At 64.5% G+C, this 16,755-nt stretch carries 14 protein-coding genes and 1 tRNA gene; 1 reads left to right on the top strand and 14 read right to left on the bottom strand.

All coding sequences use genetic code 11. The features are described 5' to 3' along the window. Positions 1 to 2: 2 nt before the first annotated feature. From COLINT_RS07030 to purH, 5 genes are all read right to left on the bottom strand, one after another. Complete coding sequence (locus tag COLINT_RS07030; protein WP_006723769.1) at positions 3 to 1,022, bottom strand: LacI family DNA-binding transcriptional regulator; 1,020 nt, start codon at positions 1,020 to 1,022, stop codon at positions 3 to 5. A 151-nt stretch (positions 1,023 to 1,173) separates the two neighbouring features. Next, positions 1,174 to 2,238: a sensor histidine kinase gene (locus COLINT_RS07035; RefSeq protein WP_006723770.1), complete on the bottom strand. Its 1,065-nt coding sequence runs from the start codon at positions 2,236 to 2,238 to the stop codon at positions 1,174 to 1,176. A 13-nt stretch (positions 2,239 to 2,251) separates the two neighbouring features. Then, positions 2,252 to 2,926, bottom strand: coding sequence for a response regulator transcription factor (locus tag COLINT_RS07040; RefSeq protein WP_039910696.1), 675 nt, complete (start codon positions 2,924 to 2,926; stop codon positions 2,252 to 2,254). A gap of 230 nt (positions 2,927 to 3,156) precedes the next feature. Beyond that, positions 3,157 to 3,900, bottom strand: a complete 744-nt coding sequence (locus COLINT_RS07045) for a hypothetical protein (protein WP_006723772.1) — start codon at positions 3,898 to 3,900, stop codon at positions 3,157 to 3,159. A 154-nt stretch (positions 3,901 to 4,054) separates the two neighbouring features. Next, positions 4,055 to 5,695 (bottom strand): bifunctional phosphoribosylaminoimidazolecarboxamide formyltransferase/IMP cyclohydrolase, encoded by a 1,641-nt coding sequence (gene purH / locus COLINT_RS07050; protein WP_006723773.1) that lies wholly within the window; start codon positions 5,693 to 5,695, stop codon positions 4,055 to 4,057. A gap of 235 nt (positions 5,696 to 5,930) precedes the next feature. Here purH and COLINT_RS07055 point away from each other — a divergent pair, with 235 nt between their 5' ends. Further along, positions 5,931 to 6,566, top strand: a complete 636-nt coding sequence (locus tag COLINT_RS07055) for a GNAT family N-acetyltransferase (protein WP_006723775.1) — start codon at positions 5,931 to 5,933, stop codon at positions 6,564 to 6,566. 242 nt (positions 6,567 to 6,808) lie between these two features. On the opposite strand, the gene COLINT_RS07060 is transcribed toward COLINT_RS07055, so the two are convergent. From COLINT_RS07060 to COLINT_RS07095, 9 genes are all read right to left on the bottom strand, one after another. Next, positions 6,809 to 8,788: a DUF2207 domain-containing protein gene (locus COLINT_RS07060; protein WP_006723776.1), complete on the bottom strand. Its 1,980-nt coding sequence runs from the start codon at positions 8,786 to 8,788 to the stop codon at positions 6,809 to 6,811. 335 nt (positions 8,789 to 9,123) lie between these two features. Next, positions 9,124 to 9,215 (bottom strand) — tRNA-Ser (locus COLINT_RS07065). A gap of 67 nt (positions 9,216 to 9,282) precedes the next feature. Next, entirely contained in the window at positions 9,283 to 10,341 is a 1,059-nt protein-coding gene (gene gluQRS, locus COLINT_RS07070) for a tRNA glutamyl-Q(34) synthetase GluQRS (protein ID WP_006723777.1), read from the bottom strand. A gap of 7 nt (positions 10,342 to 10,348) precedes the next feature. After that, on the bottom strand, positions 10,349 to 10,504 hold the full coding sequence (locus tag COLINT_RS08365) for a hypothetical protein (RefSeq protein ID WP_006723778.1): 156 nt from the start codon (positions 10,502 to 10,504) through the stop codon (positions 10,349 to 10,351). A gap of 172 nt (positions 10,505 to 10,676) precedes the next feature. Beyond that, on the bottom strand, positions 10,677 to 11,792 hold the full coding sequence (locus COLINT_RS07075; protein ID WP_006723779.1) for a hypothetical protein: 1,116 nt from the start codon (positions 11,790 to 11,792) through the stop codon (positions 10,677 to 10,679). Positions 11,793 to 11,915: 123 nt separating this feature from the next. Further along, positions 11,916 to 14,489: an ATP-dependent chaperone ClpB gene (gene clpB, locus COLINT_RS07080; RefSeq protein ID WP_039910698.1), complete on the bottom strand. Its 2,574-nt coding sequence runs from the start codon at positions 14,487 to 14,489 to the stop codon at positions 11,916 to 11,918. A gap of 370 nt (positions 14,490 to 14,859) precedes the next feature. Continuing rightward, positions 14,860 to 15,144, bottom strand: a complete 285-nt coding sequence (locus COLINT_RS07085; RefSeq protein WP_039910699.1) for a cysteine-rich small domain-containing protein — start codon at positions 15,142 to 15,144, stop codon at positions 14,860 to 14,862. Positions 15,145 to 15,223: 79 nt separating this feature from the next. Beyond that, positions 15,224 to 15,637, bottom strand: a complete 414-nt coding sequence (locus COLINT_RS07090; RefSeq protein WP_006723782.1) for a heat shock protein transcriptional repressor HspR — start codon at positions 15,635 to 15,637, stop codon at positions 15,224 to 15,226. A 161-nt stretch (positions 15,638 to 15,798) separates the two neighbouring features. Then, entirely contained in the window at positions 15,799 to 16,737 is a 939-nt protein-coding gene (locus COLINT_RS07095) for a DnaJ C-terminal domain-containing protein (RefSeq protein ID WP_006723783.1), read from the bottom strand. Positions 16,738 to 16,755: the final 18 nt, after the last annotated feature.

Here is a 16,755-nt window from a genome sequence, read left to right on the forward strand (position 1 = left end):
CGTTAGGGGCGGGAGACGCTGGCGTTTTGAACCAAGCGTGGCGGGAGCACCCGCTCCTCGAACGGGCCCGGAGTGCCGTCCTTGGCCTCGACTCGGGCGAGCAACAGCTCGAGCGCATGATCGGCCAGCTCCTCGACGTCCTGCTCGATAGCGGTGAGCGCAGGCTCGAACAGCGCATCGGCGGCGGAGTTGTCGTAGCTTACAAGCGAGTAGTCGCGCGGCACGCGCTTGCCGTGCGCGTGCAGGCACTTGAGCACGCCGAGGGCGATGTTGTCGGAGCTCGCGAAAATCGCCGTGGCGTCGGAGGCCACAATGCGCTCAGCGGCGCGGCAGCCGTCGGCGATGTAATAGTCGCTCTCGAACACCAGGTCCTCGCCAAAGGGCGCGCCGGCCTCGGCAAACGCGCGCCGGCAGCCGGCCAGACGATCGCGGCCGGTGTGCGATGCGGTGTTCACCACGCACGCGATACGGCGATGTCCCTCGTCGAGCAGGTGCTTGGTTGCCAGGTATCCGCCGAGCTCGCTGTCGAATCGAACCTTGTCGCCAGGCGCGTTCTCAATCGAGCGGTCGACCATCACCACGGGCACGATGCCCGCCTCGAGCTGCTCCATGAGCGGGGGATCGGGCGAGACCTCCTCCGCGGCGACGAGGAAGATGCCGTCGACACCGCGGTTGATCAACAGGCGAACCAGGTCGGCGTCGTTCTCGGTCTTGCCATCGGAGTTCATGATGAACAGGGCGTATCCGCGCTCGCGGCAGCGCACCTCGAGGTTGCGGGCAAACGAGGAGAAGAAGCGACTCATGATGTTCGGCACGATGAGACCGAGGGTCCTCGACTGCTGCATGACGAGGCTGCGCGCGATCTGATTGGGCACATAGCGCTTCCGCGCGGCGACTTCCTTGATGCGCCGACGATTCTCATCCGAGATGCGGCAGGGACGGTCGTTGAGAACGAGCGACACTGCCGACGGCGACAGCCCGACCTCCTGCGCGATTTCCTTGAGCGTGACCTTTGTCGCCATGCTACACCCCCATAAACGAACGAAGGACGTACGTTCCCATACGTCCAACGGTTCATTTTCCTCTTTTGCGGGTGATGGTCAACGCCTTTACCACTGAGCGGCGCCCCACACACGACGGGCGGTCGGCTCGTCTTGGGCCCTCACAAAGCAATCATTCGAAGTAGTGCATCTTGTTCGTCGGAAACGCGATGGTCACCGCGAAGTACTCCCCCGGCGCCGATTGTGCGCGCACCGCGAGCCCCATCTTGTCGCACAGGCGCTTGACCAGGTACAGGCCTATGCCCGTGGCGCGCTTGCCCAAGCGTCCGTTCTCGCCGGTGAAGCCGCGATCGAACACACGCGCCAGATCGGCCTGCTCGACACCACAGCCGTTATCGCGCACCTCCAACTCGATGCGCTCGCTCGACAGCCCCTCATCGCACAGGCGACTTGAGAACACCAGCTCGGCACCCTCGCCCGCAGCGTATTTCGCGCTGTTCTGAATGAGCTGCCCCAAGATGAAGTTCATCCATTTCTCGTCCGTGAACACCGTCTGCTCCAGATCGATGCGATACGGAGCCACGTGCGCCCCCATCAGCACGCGCGCATTGGCGCGCACCGCATCGCCCACGAGTTTTTGCAAGCTATAGGGGCGGATCAGGTAGTCGCGGTCGAGCGACTCGGACCGAGCGAAGAACAGCGCCTGCTCGATGAAGCCCTCGACGCGGTCGAGCTCCTCGCCGAGCGCCTCGGTCTTCTCGAGCAGCACCTCGCCCGTCTCGTCGGCGGGCAGACTCTCCATGAGGTTCTCGAGCATGAGGTGCGCAGCGGCCAGGGGCGACTTTGCCTCGTGGACCCAGGTCTCGACGTATTCGCGATAATCCTGAGCCTGACGGCGATACTCCGAGACGTCGTCGTTGGCGGCCTTCGACACGGCGCTCAGGGCCTCGTAGGCAAGCCTGCCCTCCGGGTAGTCGGGCTCGTCCACCATCTCAAAGATCCACAGCGGATGCTCGAGGTCGTCGGTGCAGGCGGCGAGGTCCCCATAGAACGGGCGCTTGCGACGATAGTCGATGGCGATCGAGAGAAGCCCCGCCCCCACGACCACGCCCGCCACGAGCAGGGAGAGACCCGCGCTCGCACCCGAGACCAGCAAAACGAACGCGCTGAGAGCCGCGGCCGCGACCGACAGGGCGAGCGTGGGCCAATGCGACCCCATGAATGTCACGAAGCTCATAGCCTGCGCTCCCCTACACCGAGTACCCGCGTCCGCGGTGCGTGGTGAGATAGCCCGTGATGCCGATCTTCTCGAGCGTCGCGCGCAGGCGGTTGATGTTCACCGTGAGGGTGTTGTCGTCCACGAACGCATCGGAGTCCCATAGGTCGCGCATGATGGCCTCGCGGCTCACGATCGCGCCCGCGTGGCCGATGAGCAGGGAGAGGATGCGCATCTCGTTTTTGGTGAGCTCGATGCTTCGACCGGTGTCGACGGCGGTGGCCATGGATCGAGACAGATCGAGCGACACCCCGTTATGCGCAAGTTCATGAGAGGCCTCGCCAGAGCCCTGCACACGGCGAAGCAGCGCCTGCACGCGCGCAACGAGCACACGGGCGCTGTACGGCTTGGGAATGAAATCGTCCGCGCCCATGGTCATGCTCATGACCTCGTCGACCTCGGTCACACGCGAGGTGAGAACGATGACGGGGATATCGGACTGCTGGCGCAACTCGCGGCAGATGAGCTGGCCGTCCGTACCGGGCAGGGTGAGGTCGAGCAGCACGAGGTCGGGTCGGGCGGCGAGGATATCGTCGACCACGCAATCGAACGTGAGGCAGTAGGACACCTCGAAGCCCTGGCGCTCGAGCACCTCGATAACCTCGTTGCGAATGGGTGCGTCGTCCTCGACCACGAATATGCGCGCCATTCCCCTGTCGCCTTCCTCTTCATCACCTTGGCAGCCGTTGTGAAACGTCCGCCCTACGTTGCTTTGGTCCATTATGACGCGACCCGCCGCATGCGAAGGCGGCGGGTCGGCGAGGTTTCAGCAATGTAAGCCTCATGGGCGCGAGCCGTGATCGAGAGGCGCCGTGGCAACAGCGGCAGTGCGACCGGCGCATCGGGAAACGCGGAGACGGGACCGCAGCGCAAGCAGAGCTACTTGAAGAGCTTTGCCAGACCATCTGCGAAGGCGTGGGCTGTCGCCAGGGCCTCGGCGGAAACGGGTACGGGAGCCGCTCGCTCATCTTCGACCACCACACCATGCTCGTCCGAGATGAGGAAGACGACGCTCCCCTCTTCGACAACGGCGAGGGCGTCCGCAAGACGGGCGCCGCCCCCCAAGGCGCGCACGGCCTCTCGGCCCTGCGTGGCGGCAAGCTGCTCCACAAGGGTCGCAGTGCCGCAGAGATGCTCATCGGGCGCGGCGAAAACCAGCATGCGCCCCTCGGGCGTCACCGCGGCCAGCAGCTCGGGGGCAATGCCGGTCTTGACCTGCTCGCGGCGGGCTTCCTCCGCACGGGCAACCAGGGCATCGCGGGACCGGTCGGTGAGCGGCTCATAGGGGCCCACACTCATGAGAGCGTCGCCGTTGACGTCGATCACCGTCATGAGCACGCCATTCGGATCTTGATAGTCGCCGGCGGCAAGAGACCATTCGACGTGCTGCTTGGCCCAGGAGAGCATGTTGGTGGTGAGCGGAGCACCGTTCACCACACGCTGGGAAAGCGCGCGGATGTGCCTGTTCAGCATGGGCACGCCGCGACGAGCCATGCGCCAGCGACACACGAGCGCCGGCTCGGCGAGCTCGAACCTCCCGCCGCCGCGCTCCTGCTCGGCGCAAAACTGCTCGTACGTGGCGCACTCCTCAGCTGAATTGAAAAACGGCTCAAGCTCGCTCAACGCTGCTCCTCTCCTGCCATGTGTAATGAGGGACGGGCGAATTACACATCGAGCCGCACGTGGCGGCCCGATGCGCTCTAATGCGCCGGGATGTGTAATTCGCACCCGTCCCTCATTACACATCCCGGTGCTCGGCAAACGCTGTTTTGTCGCCTTAGTGGCGGAAGTGGCGCGTGCCGGTGAAGACCATTGCGATGCCGTGCTCGTTGCAGGCGTCGATGGACTCCTCGTCGCGCACGGAACCGCCGGGCTGGATGATGGCGGTCACGCCATGGGCGGCCAGGGTGTCCACGTTGTCGCGGAACGGGAAGAACGCGTCGGAAGCGCAGGCGTAACCGCCGGCCTCCTGGCCAAGGCGCTCGCAGACCTCATCGGCGCGCTGGCAGGCCAGCAGCGCGGAATCGACGCGGTTGGGCTGACCGGGGCCCATGCCGATGCCCATCTCGTTCTTGGCGATAAGGATGGCGTTGGACTTGACGGTCTTGCAGACCTTCCAGGCGAACATGAGGTCGCGCATCTCGGCGTCCGTGGGCTTGCGCTCCGTGGGGAACGTGAAGGTCGCGGGGTCCTCCTCGACCGTGTCGACGCGCTGGACGAGCATGCCGCCGTCGACGGTGCGCATCTCGAGCTTGGCGTGGCCCGCGGCACCGCCGGTGGCCAGAACGCGCAGGTTGGCGCGCTTGGAGAGGCGCTCGAGGGCCTCGGGCGTGAAGCTCGGGGCGATGAGAACCTCGACGAAGAGCTTGTCACGGTCGGCGAAGTGCTCGACGAGCGACAGCGGGACCTCACGATTTACGGCGACGATGCCGCCGAAGGCGCTCTTGGGATCGCAGGCGAAGGCGCGATCGTAGGCCTCGGTCACGTCGGCGGCGACGGCGGAACCGCAGGGGTTCTGGTGCTTGAGAATCACCACGCCGGGCTCGTCGAGCTCACGCACGGCGTTCCAGGCGGCCTCGGCGTCGAGGAAGTTGTTGTAGGACAGCGGCTTGCCCTGGAGCTGCTCGGCGCCCACGAGCGGGGCCTCCGAGGAGAAGAGCGGGGCGTTGGCGGCGTCGAAACGGTAGACCGCGGCGGCCTGATGCGGGTTCTCGCCGTAGCGCAGGTCCTGGGCCTTCTCGAGCTTGACGGACATCGCGGCGGGGGCGGCGAACTCGCCATCGGCGGTGAGGACCGCGTCGGCGCAACCGGACTCGGCCTGGGCGGCGAGCCAGGTGGAAATGGCGCCGTCATAGGCAGCCGTGGTGGTGTAGACCTTCACCTGGAGACGGCGGCGCGTCTCGAGCGTGGTGGCACCATCGTTGGCGCGCATCTCGGCGAGGACCGTCTCGTAATCGGCCGGGTCGGAAACCACGGTCACGGCGTCGGCGTTCTTGGCAGCGGAGCGCAGCATGGACGGGCCGCCGATATCGATGTGCTCGATGGCGTCCGCGAAGGTGACGTCGGGGTTGGCAACGGTCTTCTCGAACTCATAGAGATTCACGACCACCATGTCGATCATACCGATGCCATGCTCGGCAGCCTCGGCCATGTGCTGCTCGGAATCGCGACGGGCCAGCAGGCCGCCGTGGACCTTGGGGTGCAGCGTCTTGACGCGGCCGTCCATCATCTCGGGGAACCCGGTGTACTCCTCGATGGGCGTCACGGGAACGCCACCGTCGACCAGAGCCTTTGCCGTACCGCCGGTCGAGATGATCTCGACGCCGAACTCCTCCTTGAGCGCACGGGCGAACTCGACCACGCCGGTCTTGTCCGTCACCGAGATCAACGCGCGGGAAACCTTCCCCTGGGAAGCCATGGACCCTCCTTCGCACAGGTGGGGCCGCCTCATCCGGCAACCCCCCGTTACATACGCCTCTACTGTACCGCAGGCGGCGGGGCGCGCGCGGCTCGCCAGGGGCCCTTTTGGATTACTTGCCGAGAAAACATGGCCTTTGCGCGGAGAATCTGAGAGTGCGGGGCGACTTCACGCGTACGACACACACAACCCGCGGGCAGGTGGTACAAACAGTGGTGATATGACAGGAGGTTCCATGGTCTCGCGCGTCACGTACCGACCCTTCGAGGAAGAAGACTTCGAAGAGCTCGCCGCCATCTTGCAACAGACTTGGCACAACGAGGGTCCCTCGCCCGAATACGGCTTTCTCGAGGCGTGCAACGACCTCTCCTATTCGCTTTCCATTTCCACGTTCTCCCAGGTTGCGCTTGTCGATGACAAGCCGTGCGGCATCGTGCTCGCCTGCCCTGACCCTTCGCGCCCGCGCTCGAATAAGCGCTGGTTCACCATCTCCAAGGACTACTTCCGCCGCATGCGCGAGCTCGAGCCCGAGGCGGCGGCCGCGTACTGGCATGGCGTCCAGCTGACCGAATCCAAGAACGACTCCCTGCTCGCCAAGAGTGGCTACGCCGGTTCGACCGAGATCACCCTCCTCGTCGTGAGCAGCTCCGCACGCGGTATGGGCATTGGCAGCGTGTTGGTGGACGCCGCAACGACCCACCTCACCGAACTTGGTGCCAACCGCGCCTTCCTCTACACCGACACCGACTGCACCTGGCAGTTCTACGAGCACCACGGCTTCAAGCGCGCAGGCACCTACCGCAGCACGCGCGATGAGCGCCGGCTGCTCCCCAAGGAGATGTACGTCTACGGGCTCGACCTGAGCGCGTAGGCAGGTGGAACCGGGCGACGCGGGTGTCCGCGCCCGTTGCGCCCACGGCTTCGGCGCATCCCGAAAACTTCGGAGCGCCCTAAACATCTTCGGTGCACCTTTTAAAACTCGGAGCACCTGGTAACCATTTTCGCGCATGAATTTGGTCACCAGGTGCTCCGAAGTTTTATATGTGCACCGAAGTTCTCAGAGCGCGCCGAACACACTCGGAACGCCCCGCATCGACCGGGCCGAACGGGCGGTTAGAATGTGCCGCCGCCACCTCCGCCGACACCGCCGCCTCCGCCACCGGAGAAGCCTCCGCCAAATCCACCGGCGGAGCTATTGGAACTCGAGGCGAGCTCCGCAACCGTGGCCTGATATACATCGTGCATCTCGCTCATCGGCGAATGCAAGCTGCCATGCGAGTAATACCACCAGTAGCTCGGGTAGTAGTACATTCCGTTCTCGTCCACCCGACGGTCGACCGGCACGGCGTCCGCCAGCTGGCGCAGAACCTCGTCGCTCACACCAAAGGCGACGGCCAGGACGAGCATCTTGTTCCACAGGATGAGGTCATCGGGAACCGCGTCGTCCAGATTGGTGAAGTCCTCGAGCCAACGCTCGAGCGCCTGGCAGCGATTGAGCAGCTCAACGGCCTCGGGCGAATGGACATTCGTGCGCTCGGCGATAACCGCCGCAGCGATGGCAAGAGCGCCGCCAAGGATGATGAGCGGTAAATTGACGCCATCGGTGAAAATCGCAAAGGCTATGCACCCGAACACGATGAGGGCGGCGAGGGCCGCCGGGGCATACCTGAAGGTATCGGGTGCGAGGTTGGTGAGATTACGGCGCTCGAGTTCCGCCAGAACCTGGTCCTTGAAGGACTGCATGTACTCGCCCACGCTCTCCTGGTTTTGGAAAGCGCCGAACCGCACCTCGTCGCCGTTCTTGGCATCGGGCCCAAAGCACAAATCGATCGCCGCCAAATCAATCGGATCGGTGATGCGTTCGCGCGCCGCAAGCTCGATCGAGTACTCCTCGACCTTCTTCTCGCCCAAGCCGAGGAACCTGTCCTCGGTGCGCGTCTCGTGCTTGATCTTGATCACGCGGTCGTCTGTGAGCTTCATCAGAGTCGCCACGAATGCGCAATCCTGCACCGTGCCGCCGTACACCAGGGCCGAGAGGACCGCCGGGTGATCGTTCGACGGCAAGTCGCGGAAGTACGTCTCGTCAAAAACGGGCTTGGGGCTCGCATACCTGGTTTTACGCAGGTAGACAACGACGCCGAGCATGATTGCGGGCGCGACGGTCAATGCGGCGGTACCCGCAAAGGCCACCTGCCGTGCGCCCTCGCGCTGGGCGTTGGCCTCCTCCGCCCATGCCGCTTCCTCGGACAGCACGCTCTCGAGGCGAGGCTCGCCGGACGCGGCCAGACCTGGCACCCAATCCGTCGGGAACGTCGCACGGACCTCGGCGAACTGGCCGGCATGCACCATGGGGGCCCCGAGCACCACATGCGGGTTTGCCGGGTCCGTCGCGTCGAGGGAAACCTCGCCGTCGAGGGGGCCATGGCCCCAAGCGCGCAGATTCGCGTCGCTGGAGCTCGAGGTTGCCGGCGTGCCCGCGGCAGCACCGGCGAACGTCACGTCCAAGCGAACGTCTTCGGCGTCCTCCTCCCATTCGGACCCGATGAACTGCCAGTAGAGCTCGGCGGTATCGGGCCACGCCATGACGGCCCCCTCGATCATGTAGCTGACCCACACGGTCGCCTCGTCGCCGTCCTCGCGCGGGATGAAAACCTTGAGGCGCAGAGAATCATCCAGGTTCTCGACCGTATAGACATGACCATCGCCGGAGTTCGCCGAGGAAACCTCCTGCATGGGCTGCGAAGCGCGACGGGCATCGGCCTCGTCCTCGGGGGCGTCGTCGAGCTCGCGCACGTCGAGCACCGAAACCGCGGACGCGCTCCCCTGCTCGTTGTCGGCGAAGGGAATGTCCCAGTACACGCCGTTGACCGTGTCCTCGAAGGCGAAGGTGCGGGCCTCGGTCACGAACAGGTCGCCATTCTCCATGACCTGCGCCTGAATGTGCACGCTCGGCAAGGCATACGTGTCGGCGTGGGCGGCATGGGGAAATGCAAGCGTCGCAGCAAAGGCGACAAGGATGGTCAGCGCGGGCAGCAGAAGCGCACGCAGCGCGGCGCGAACGAGCGGGCGAGGGCGTGAAAGGAAGGTGGGCATGCAAGCCGCCTTTCTCCGAGTCGAACATGCGCACATTGTACCCGCACGTATGCACCGCGGATCCAAGTGTTTCGCAAACGGCAATTCGGCAAACGAGCCCGTGCGCAGACTTATAAGCGAGCCTCATGGGCTCGCTTCTTAATTTCGACTGGCGGAGAGCTGGGGATTCGCCGGGCGGCTGGCGCCGCCCTCCTCCCGCTGCGCGCCTGCGGCGCTTGCGGGCTTCGCTGGAAAACGGCTCCGCCGTTTCCTCAGCTCCGCACCCCTAATGGGGTTCGAATCCACGGAGCGGCAACAAAAAAGCGAGCCTCATGGGCTCGCTTCTTAATTTCGACTGGCGGAGAGCTGGGGATTCGAACCCCAGAAGGGCTTTGCGGCCCTTACTCGCTTAGCAGGCGAGCACCTTCGGCCTCTCGGTCAGCTCTCCGGAACAGCCAGACGATAATAACGCACTTCCGCGGGCTTGACCAGGGCGTGGAAGCAACAATTCAAAACTAGCCCAAGAAACCGGGCACCACCACGAAGTTATCGCGGTGCGCTCGCACTTGGTTCCATTTGAATCCCTCGACCAAGTGTGCCGCGGAACACGGTGCAGCGTCGGGCTTTAGGCCCAGCGCATGCGCGAGGCGCCCCAAAAGCTCCTCGGGTGTGCCGAAGCGGCGACGCAGCTCCCTCATATCGAGATCGCGATCGCGCTTGGACAGACGCCGCCCGTCCGGCGCCACCAGCAGCGGAACGTGCGCATACTCGGGATGCCCATAGCCGAGCATATCCTGCAGATATAGCTGACGCGCCGTCGACCCCAATAGATCGCAGCCTCGCACAACCTCCGTGACACCCATGGCGGCATCGTCCACGACGACGGCGAGTTGGTAGGCAAAGACGCCGTCGCTGCGCCGCACGAGAAAGTCTCCGCACTCACGTGCAAGGTCCTCGACATGCACGCCATACGTGCGGTCGGTGAACCTCACCGTACGCGACGGCGAGGCTACAGGCATGCGAGGTGCCATGGCGAGCGCGTCCGAGCCATCCGCCGCAGGCACCCTCAGGCGCATCGCGGGCGGCCGGACAGCCGAACGCTCCGCCACCTGCTCAGGCGTTAGATTCCTACACGTCCCCGCATACACGGGCGTGCCGTCACTGGCATGAGGGGCACTCGCGGCATGGAGCTCGGCCCGCGTGCAAAAACAGGGGTATACCAGCCCAAGCGAATCGAGCCTCCGCAACGCATCTTCATAGAGGTCAAGCCGCTCGGTCTGGTAATACGGACCCTCATCCCAATCGAGCCCCAACCAGCGCAGATCGTCCATGAGCAACTCGGCCCACGGACCGCTGCGGGCACGGTCGTCCAGATCCTCGATGCGCAGCACGAGCTTGCCACCCTGGCTGCGAACCGAAAGCCATGCCAAAAGCGAAGCCGCGACGTTCCCTAAATGCATGCGACCCGTCGGCGACGGGGCGAAGCGTCCAACGACCGGCCGCGCATCGGCCGCCCGCGCACCTTGCGAAAACACCCCGCGAACACCCTCGAGGTTTTCTGCCGATCCCATCATGCGACCGCTACGCCCACGGGTCGCGCTCGAACAGGGGCTCGGGATCAGGGCGACGATCGGAATACGGGTCGTAACCGTCGTCGTCCTCATTCTCCGCGCGGATGCACGGATCGTCGTACTCCGAAACGCCAGTTTCCTCGCCCGTCCTCTGCGGCTCGGCCATGAGCCCTCCCCTCGCAAAGGCCGACCCTCCGTGCGAACGCACGTGGGCCGGCACCTCTTCAGTTCTCCGTATCAGCAGGATATACGATAGCGGCTGCAGCTGCTTCTATGCCGGCAATCGCGATCGGCATAAAACTGTTGCTGCCAACCATCCCGACAGGACGTCGACGGCATCACCCAACATCGACGACGACTATGCCCGCCGTTGCGACACTAGGCTCTCCAAGCGGCAGACTCGTGTCGGAGGGCCACGTGAGCATCGCGGGATCGATCGCCACCGTCACATGCTTGTCCTGATAGGCGCCCCAGGCCAGCTCACTCGTGTCCCGCTCAATAAGAATCAAACGCGTCTCGCCCTCGCGCGTGTCCGGACCGCCGCCGCTCATGGCGGTCAGGGTCGCGGGCTCGTCGAGCTCGAGCACCGCGTGCATCACGAGGTCGTCGCTTGGAGGGTTGGGGTTCTCGATGCCCTGCAGCGCGGCGATACCGCGATCATCAAGCTCGCGCACCGTGCCAGTCAGAGTGATGAGCCCGAATTGCTCTGCCGCTGCCGAGCGGTCCTTGTCCTCGCGCACGGCGGTCGACTGCCACGTGCCGTCCGCAAGTGCCTTCAGACTGGCGAGGTCGTCGAGATTCGCACCCGAAGGCGGGCAAGGCTCCCAGGGTATGGGCACGAATTCCTCCGCAGCAACCTTGGCCGCCATCGAATCAGACCCCCCTCGCAATTCGCACACGGGCTCCGGACGCATGGCATCCGCCTCGAAGCGACGGCGCCAAACAACGCCCTCACCCGTCGATCGATTCATGTCCTCGACGAGCAGGCCGTCGCCGCACGCAGACGCCATAACGCTCCTCTGCCGCTCTTCCGCCTGGGAGATGTCCTCCCATAGCGGCGCGACCCCAGCTGAAAGCCCGTCCCCGGCATCGTTCACGGTCAGGGGCACGATCTCCGCTGTGTCGGCCCATCGCCCATCCGAACCCATGGCGCGCAGAAGCAGCGCGGGGAGCTCACCGGGCTTGACGGCCACCAAAGCGTAGTCGAATGTCGGAACATCAGATCCACCCGCACCCTCAGGATGCTCGGGGAGACCGAAATACGATTGAGGGTGAGAGACCGCTTCTTGGTACAAGGCCGCGGCGCGCTGGGCGGGTGTCGCACTTGCGTCCAAGCCCTGTGATGAACCGGGCGCTGCGGAGCCAGCGGGGCCAGTCGAACCCCCGCATCCGACAAGGCCGATCATCAGCGCAATACAGGCGACGATCAGGCGGGCAATTCGCTTGGCGTTCATCACGACCTCCGATCTGAAAGCGTCATTACGAGTATTCCCACAAGCCCGGGCTTCCAATCGGGTCTTAAAAAACGGGCGCCGGCTGCAGCACGCAACCGGCGCCTGTCGTCAATGCGGCATTTCTTACACGACGACGAACGAGCCATCCTCGTCGACGTCGATCTTCACCTCGTCGCCCTCGCGCACGCGGCCGTCGATGATGGCACACGCGATCGCGTCGACCACCTCGCGCTGAATGAGGCGCTTGAGCGGACGGGCACCGAACACCGGGTCCAAGCCGCCCTCGGCGAGCAGCTGCTTGGCGCGCGGCTCGATCGTAAGCGTCATGCGCTCCTTGGCCAGACGGCGACGCACGTCGGCGAGCTGGATGTCGACGATCTTCTCGATCTGGGCCATGCCGAGCGGGTGGAACACCACGATGTCGTCGATGCGGTTCAGGAACTCGGGCCTGAAGGTGTGGCTCATGGCCTCATCCACCAGACGGCGCATCTCGGCCTCGTCACGGCCTGCGTACTCGGCGATCGCATTCGAACCAACATTGCTCGTCATGATGATGATCGTGTTCTTGAAGCTCACCTGGCGGCCCTGGCCGTCGGTGAGGCGGCCGTCATCGAGCACCTGCAAAAGCACGTTGAACACGTCCGGGTGCGCCTTCTCCATCTCATCCAGCAGGATGACGGAGTAGGGCCTGCGGCGAACCGCCTCGGTGAGCTGACCGCCCTCGTCGTACCCCACGTATCCGGGAGGTGCGCCGATGAGGCGCTGGACGCTGAACTTCTCCATGTACTCGGACATGTCGATGCGCACAAGCGCACGCTCGTCGTCGAACAGGCACTCGGCAAGCGCCTTGGCCAGCTCGGTCTTGCCCACGCCGGTGGGACCGAGGAAGAAGAAGCTGCCGATGGGGCGATCGGGGTCGGACAGGCCTGCGCGGCTGCGGCGAACGGCGGCGGCCACTGCACGCACGGCCTCGTCCTGACCGATGACGCGCTCATGCAGCTGATCCTCGAGGTGCGACAGCTTCTCAAGTTCGCCCTGCATCATCTTGGCAACCGGCACGCCGGTCCACGAGCTCACGACCTCGGCGATCTCGTCGGAAGTGACCTCCTCCTTGAGGGAGTTCTCCGCCCCCTTTTGCTCGGCGAGCTGCTCCTCGCCCTCGCGCACCTGGGCTTCCAGGCCCGGAATCACGCTGAAGCGCAACTCGGAGGCGCGGGCAAGGTCGCCATCGCGCGTCGCGCGGGCCTCCTCGCCGCGAGCCTCGTCCAGCTGGGCCTTGAGCTCCTGAACACGGTCGATGGCGTTCTTTTGGTTGAGCCAGCCGGCCTTGGCCACGTTGAGCTTCTCTTGGACCTCGGCGATATCCTGACGCAGCGCCTCCAAGCGCTCGGCGGAAGCCGCGTCGGTCTCCTTCATCAGAGCCTGCTCCTCGATTTGCATCTGCGTGAGCTGGCGCGTGATGGCGTCGATCTCGACCGGCATGGAGTCCAGCTCCATGCGCAGGCGGCTCGCCGCCTCGTCCACCAGGTCGATGGCCTTATCGGGCAGGAAGCGGTCGGCGATGTAGCGGCTCGAGAGGTCCGCGGCAGCCACAAGCGCACCGTCGGTGATGCGCACGCCGTGGAAGATCTCGTACTTCTCCTTGAGGCCGCGCAGAATCGACACCGTGTCCTCCACGCTCGGCTCGCCCACGAACACCTGCTGGAAGCGGCGGGCGAGGGCGGCGTCCTTCTCGATGTACTTGCGGTACTCGTCGAGCGTCGTGGCGCCGATCGCATGCAGATCACCGCGGGCGAGGGCGGGCTTTAAGATATTGCCCGCATCCATGGAGCCTTCCGTGGCACCGGCGCCCACGATGGTATGGAGCTCGTCGATGAACAGGATCACGCGACCCTCGGACTTTTCGACCTCCTTGAGCACGGCCTTCAGGCGGTCCTCGAACTCACCGCGGAACTTGGCGCCCGCCACCAGCGCGCTCATGTCGAGCTCGATGAGGTCACGGTCGCGCAACGTGCTGGGAACGTCGCCCGCGACGATGCGCTGGGCGATGCCCTCGACAATGGCGGTCTTGCCCACTCCGGGCTCACCGATGAGCACCGGGTTGTTCTTGGTGCGGCGGGAGAGGACCTGGATGGTGCGACGGATCTCCTCGGTGCGGCCGATCACCGGATCGAGCTTGCCGGCACGCGCCAGGTCGCAGATGTTGCGACCGTACTGCTCGAGGGCCTCAAACTCGGTCTTGGAGTCCACCGAGGTCACGCGATCGTCGCCGCGGAGTTCCGTGTACACCTCCTCGATGCGCTCGCGCGTCACGCCGGCGTCGGCCAGGATGCGGCCGGCATCGCCCTTGTCCTCGGCGAGCGACATGAGCAGGTGCTCGGTCACCACGAAGTTGTCGCCCATCTTGGCAGCCTTCTTCTCCGCGCGCTCGAGCACACGCGTGAGGTCGCTACCAAGTTGCTGCTGGGCGCCCTCGACCTTGGGCGCGCGGGAGATGGCCTGCTGGGTGGCGTTCGCAAGCTGGGCGGGGTCGGCGCCAATGCGCTCGATGATCACGGAAATGTTGCGCTCCCCGCTGGTGAGCAGAGCCGCGAGCAGATGAATCGGCTCCACGGCGGCGGCCTGCGCGTCGGCCGCAATGCCGATGGCGTTTTGCAGGGCCTCCCGCGAAGTCATGGCAAGCTTGTCGATTCTCATGGAATCACCCTCTCTCGCAACCCTTTTGGCCATCACCTCAATTGAGGGACTGTCCCTCAATTGAGGTGGCCGAGTCGAACCAGGCCACGGGTTGCATCCGGCCGCCCTACGGGGCGGCGCACTGTGTTATCGAGAGGTATTGTTGCCGAGGCGCGCTTGATTTATACCAGAATCTAAGTCTCCATACATAAGATTTTCTTAGTGTATGAATGAGGGGTCAGTCATGCTCGACGCACGCCGGACCCGCAGGATGAGCAGCACGATCCCGCAAGGCCGGCGCCGCCGCCCAACATCACTCGAGCATCCGTCGGGTCGCGGCGCGCCATTGCGCGCAGCGCCCAGCGTTACGCCCCCCGGCCAAAGCCATCCTTTATTCCGAAGTCAGCCGATTCAAAATGTAGTCGTAATTCTCGCGCCGATGCGGCACGGTGCAGGCGCTGCAATCCTTGATGCGCGCACCATCGGCACCGTCTATATAGGTGAAGTTCCCACCGCAATCCTCGCCCAGGCGATACAGCGGGCAAAAGCAGAACAGGCAGTTCAGATCTTCGGCCGGCATATCGTGACACGGGTAGAACTCGCAGGCGCTGTGATTGAAAAAGCGATAATTCTCGCTTAAGGGCGCATCGCTCATGTCGCCATTCTCCCCAACCATCGCCGTTCTCCTTTTCGCCCGCATCCCTTTCGTTCCGCGCCGGGAACCTCAATTGAGGGACTGTCCCTAAATTGAGGTTTTATAGGTCGCCGCCGCCGAGCAAGCCGCGCAGGACCTTTTCGGGGTCGGCGGAGCCGTCGCGCGGGGCGAGCGCGGTGATGCGCTTTTGCATCTTGAGCTCATGGAGCTCATCCTCAAGCTGCCGCACGCGAGAGCGCAGCTTTTCGGCCTCGAGCTCACGAGCCTCGGCGCGCTCCTTCATGTCCAGGATGCGCACCACGCCAGCGAGGTTGATGCCCTCGTCGGTGAGCTGGTTGATGAGTTCGAGGCGTTCGATGTCGGCTTGGGAGTACAGGCGCGTATTTCCGCCCGAGCGCTTGGGATTCACCAGGCCCTTGGACTCGTACACGCGCAGCGTCTGGGGATGCATGCCCGTGAGCTCCGCGGCAACGGAGATCATATACAGCGGTTTGTTACGGCTCTCTTCGGTCATGCTTCCCCCATCCGATCGAATCATCGAATCCTATTGTACGCGTCGCGCGCCGGGGTGCAGCGACCCGGCGCGCGACGCTGTGTAAAATGCACCCGTCCCCAAATTACACATGTGGACTGGAGCGGGTGGTGCAATTTGCACCCGTCCCCAATTGCACAACGTTACAGGGAGGGGCGATAGGTGCGCTCATCGGCGTCGCGGAGCTTCTCCAGGGCCGCGCGCTCCTTTTCCGTCAGGCTCATGGGCACCTTCACGCTCACCGTGGCGAGCAGGGCGCCGGTATGGCCCGAGCGCTTCACATCGGGCATGCCCATGTCCTTAAAGCGGAAACTCTTGCCCGACTGGGTCCCCGCGGGAACCTTGAGGCGCAGCGTCTTGCCCGAGGGCGTGGGCACGTCGACCGTGCAACCCAGGGCGGCCTCGTACATGGACACCGGCACGTCAATCGAAACGTCGGCGGACTTGCCGCGGCGCTTGAACACCGGGTGCTCCGCCACGCGGAACTCGACGAGCATGCTGCCGCGCGGACCGCCGTTCACGCCGTACTCGCCATGATTCTTGTACCGCAGCTTCATACCGTCGTAGCAACCGGCGGGTATGGTCACCTCGATGGTGTCGCTCTCCCCCGTCGAGGGGATGCGATGCGTCACACTGCGCTTGGCGCCGTGCAGGGCCTCGTCGAACGTCACATCGATCACAGCGCGCAGATCGTTGCCCTTGCGAGCGCGAGCGCGGCCGCCGCCAAACATGTCGCCGAAATCGAACGACGTGGGATCGGCGCCATATGCGCCGCTCACACCCTCGCCGCGGAACATGCTGCCAAAGATATCGGCCATCGACGGACCGCCGGCGCCACCGGCATACGTATAGCCACCCTGGCCGGGAATGCCGCCGAACTGCAGCATCATGTCGTACTCTTTGCGCTTGTCCGGATTGGACAGCGTCTCATACGCCTCGGAGATCTCCTTGAACTTCGCCTCGTCGCCACCGCGATCGGGATGGTACTTCTGAGCCAGCTTACGAAACGCCGACTTGATCTCCTTGTCGGAGGCGTTCTTGCTTACGCCCAGCACATCGTAAAAGCTCTTAGATGAAGGCATGTGAACCCTCCCTTCTCA

Origin of the sequence: Collinsella intestinalis DSM 13280 (assembly GCF_000156175.1) — a bacterium.
Lineage (GTDB): Bacteria > Actinomycetota > Coriobacteriia > Coriobacteriales > Coriobacteriaceae > Collinsella > Collinsella intestinalis.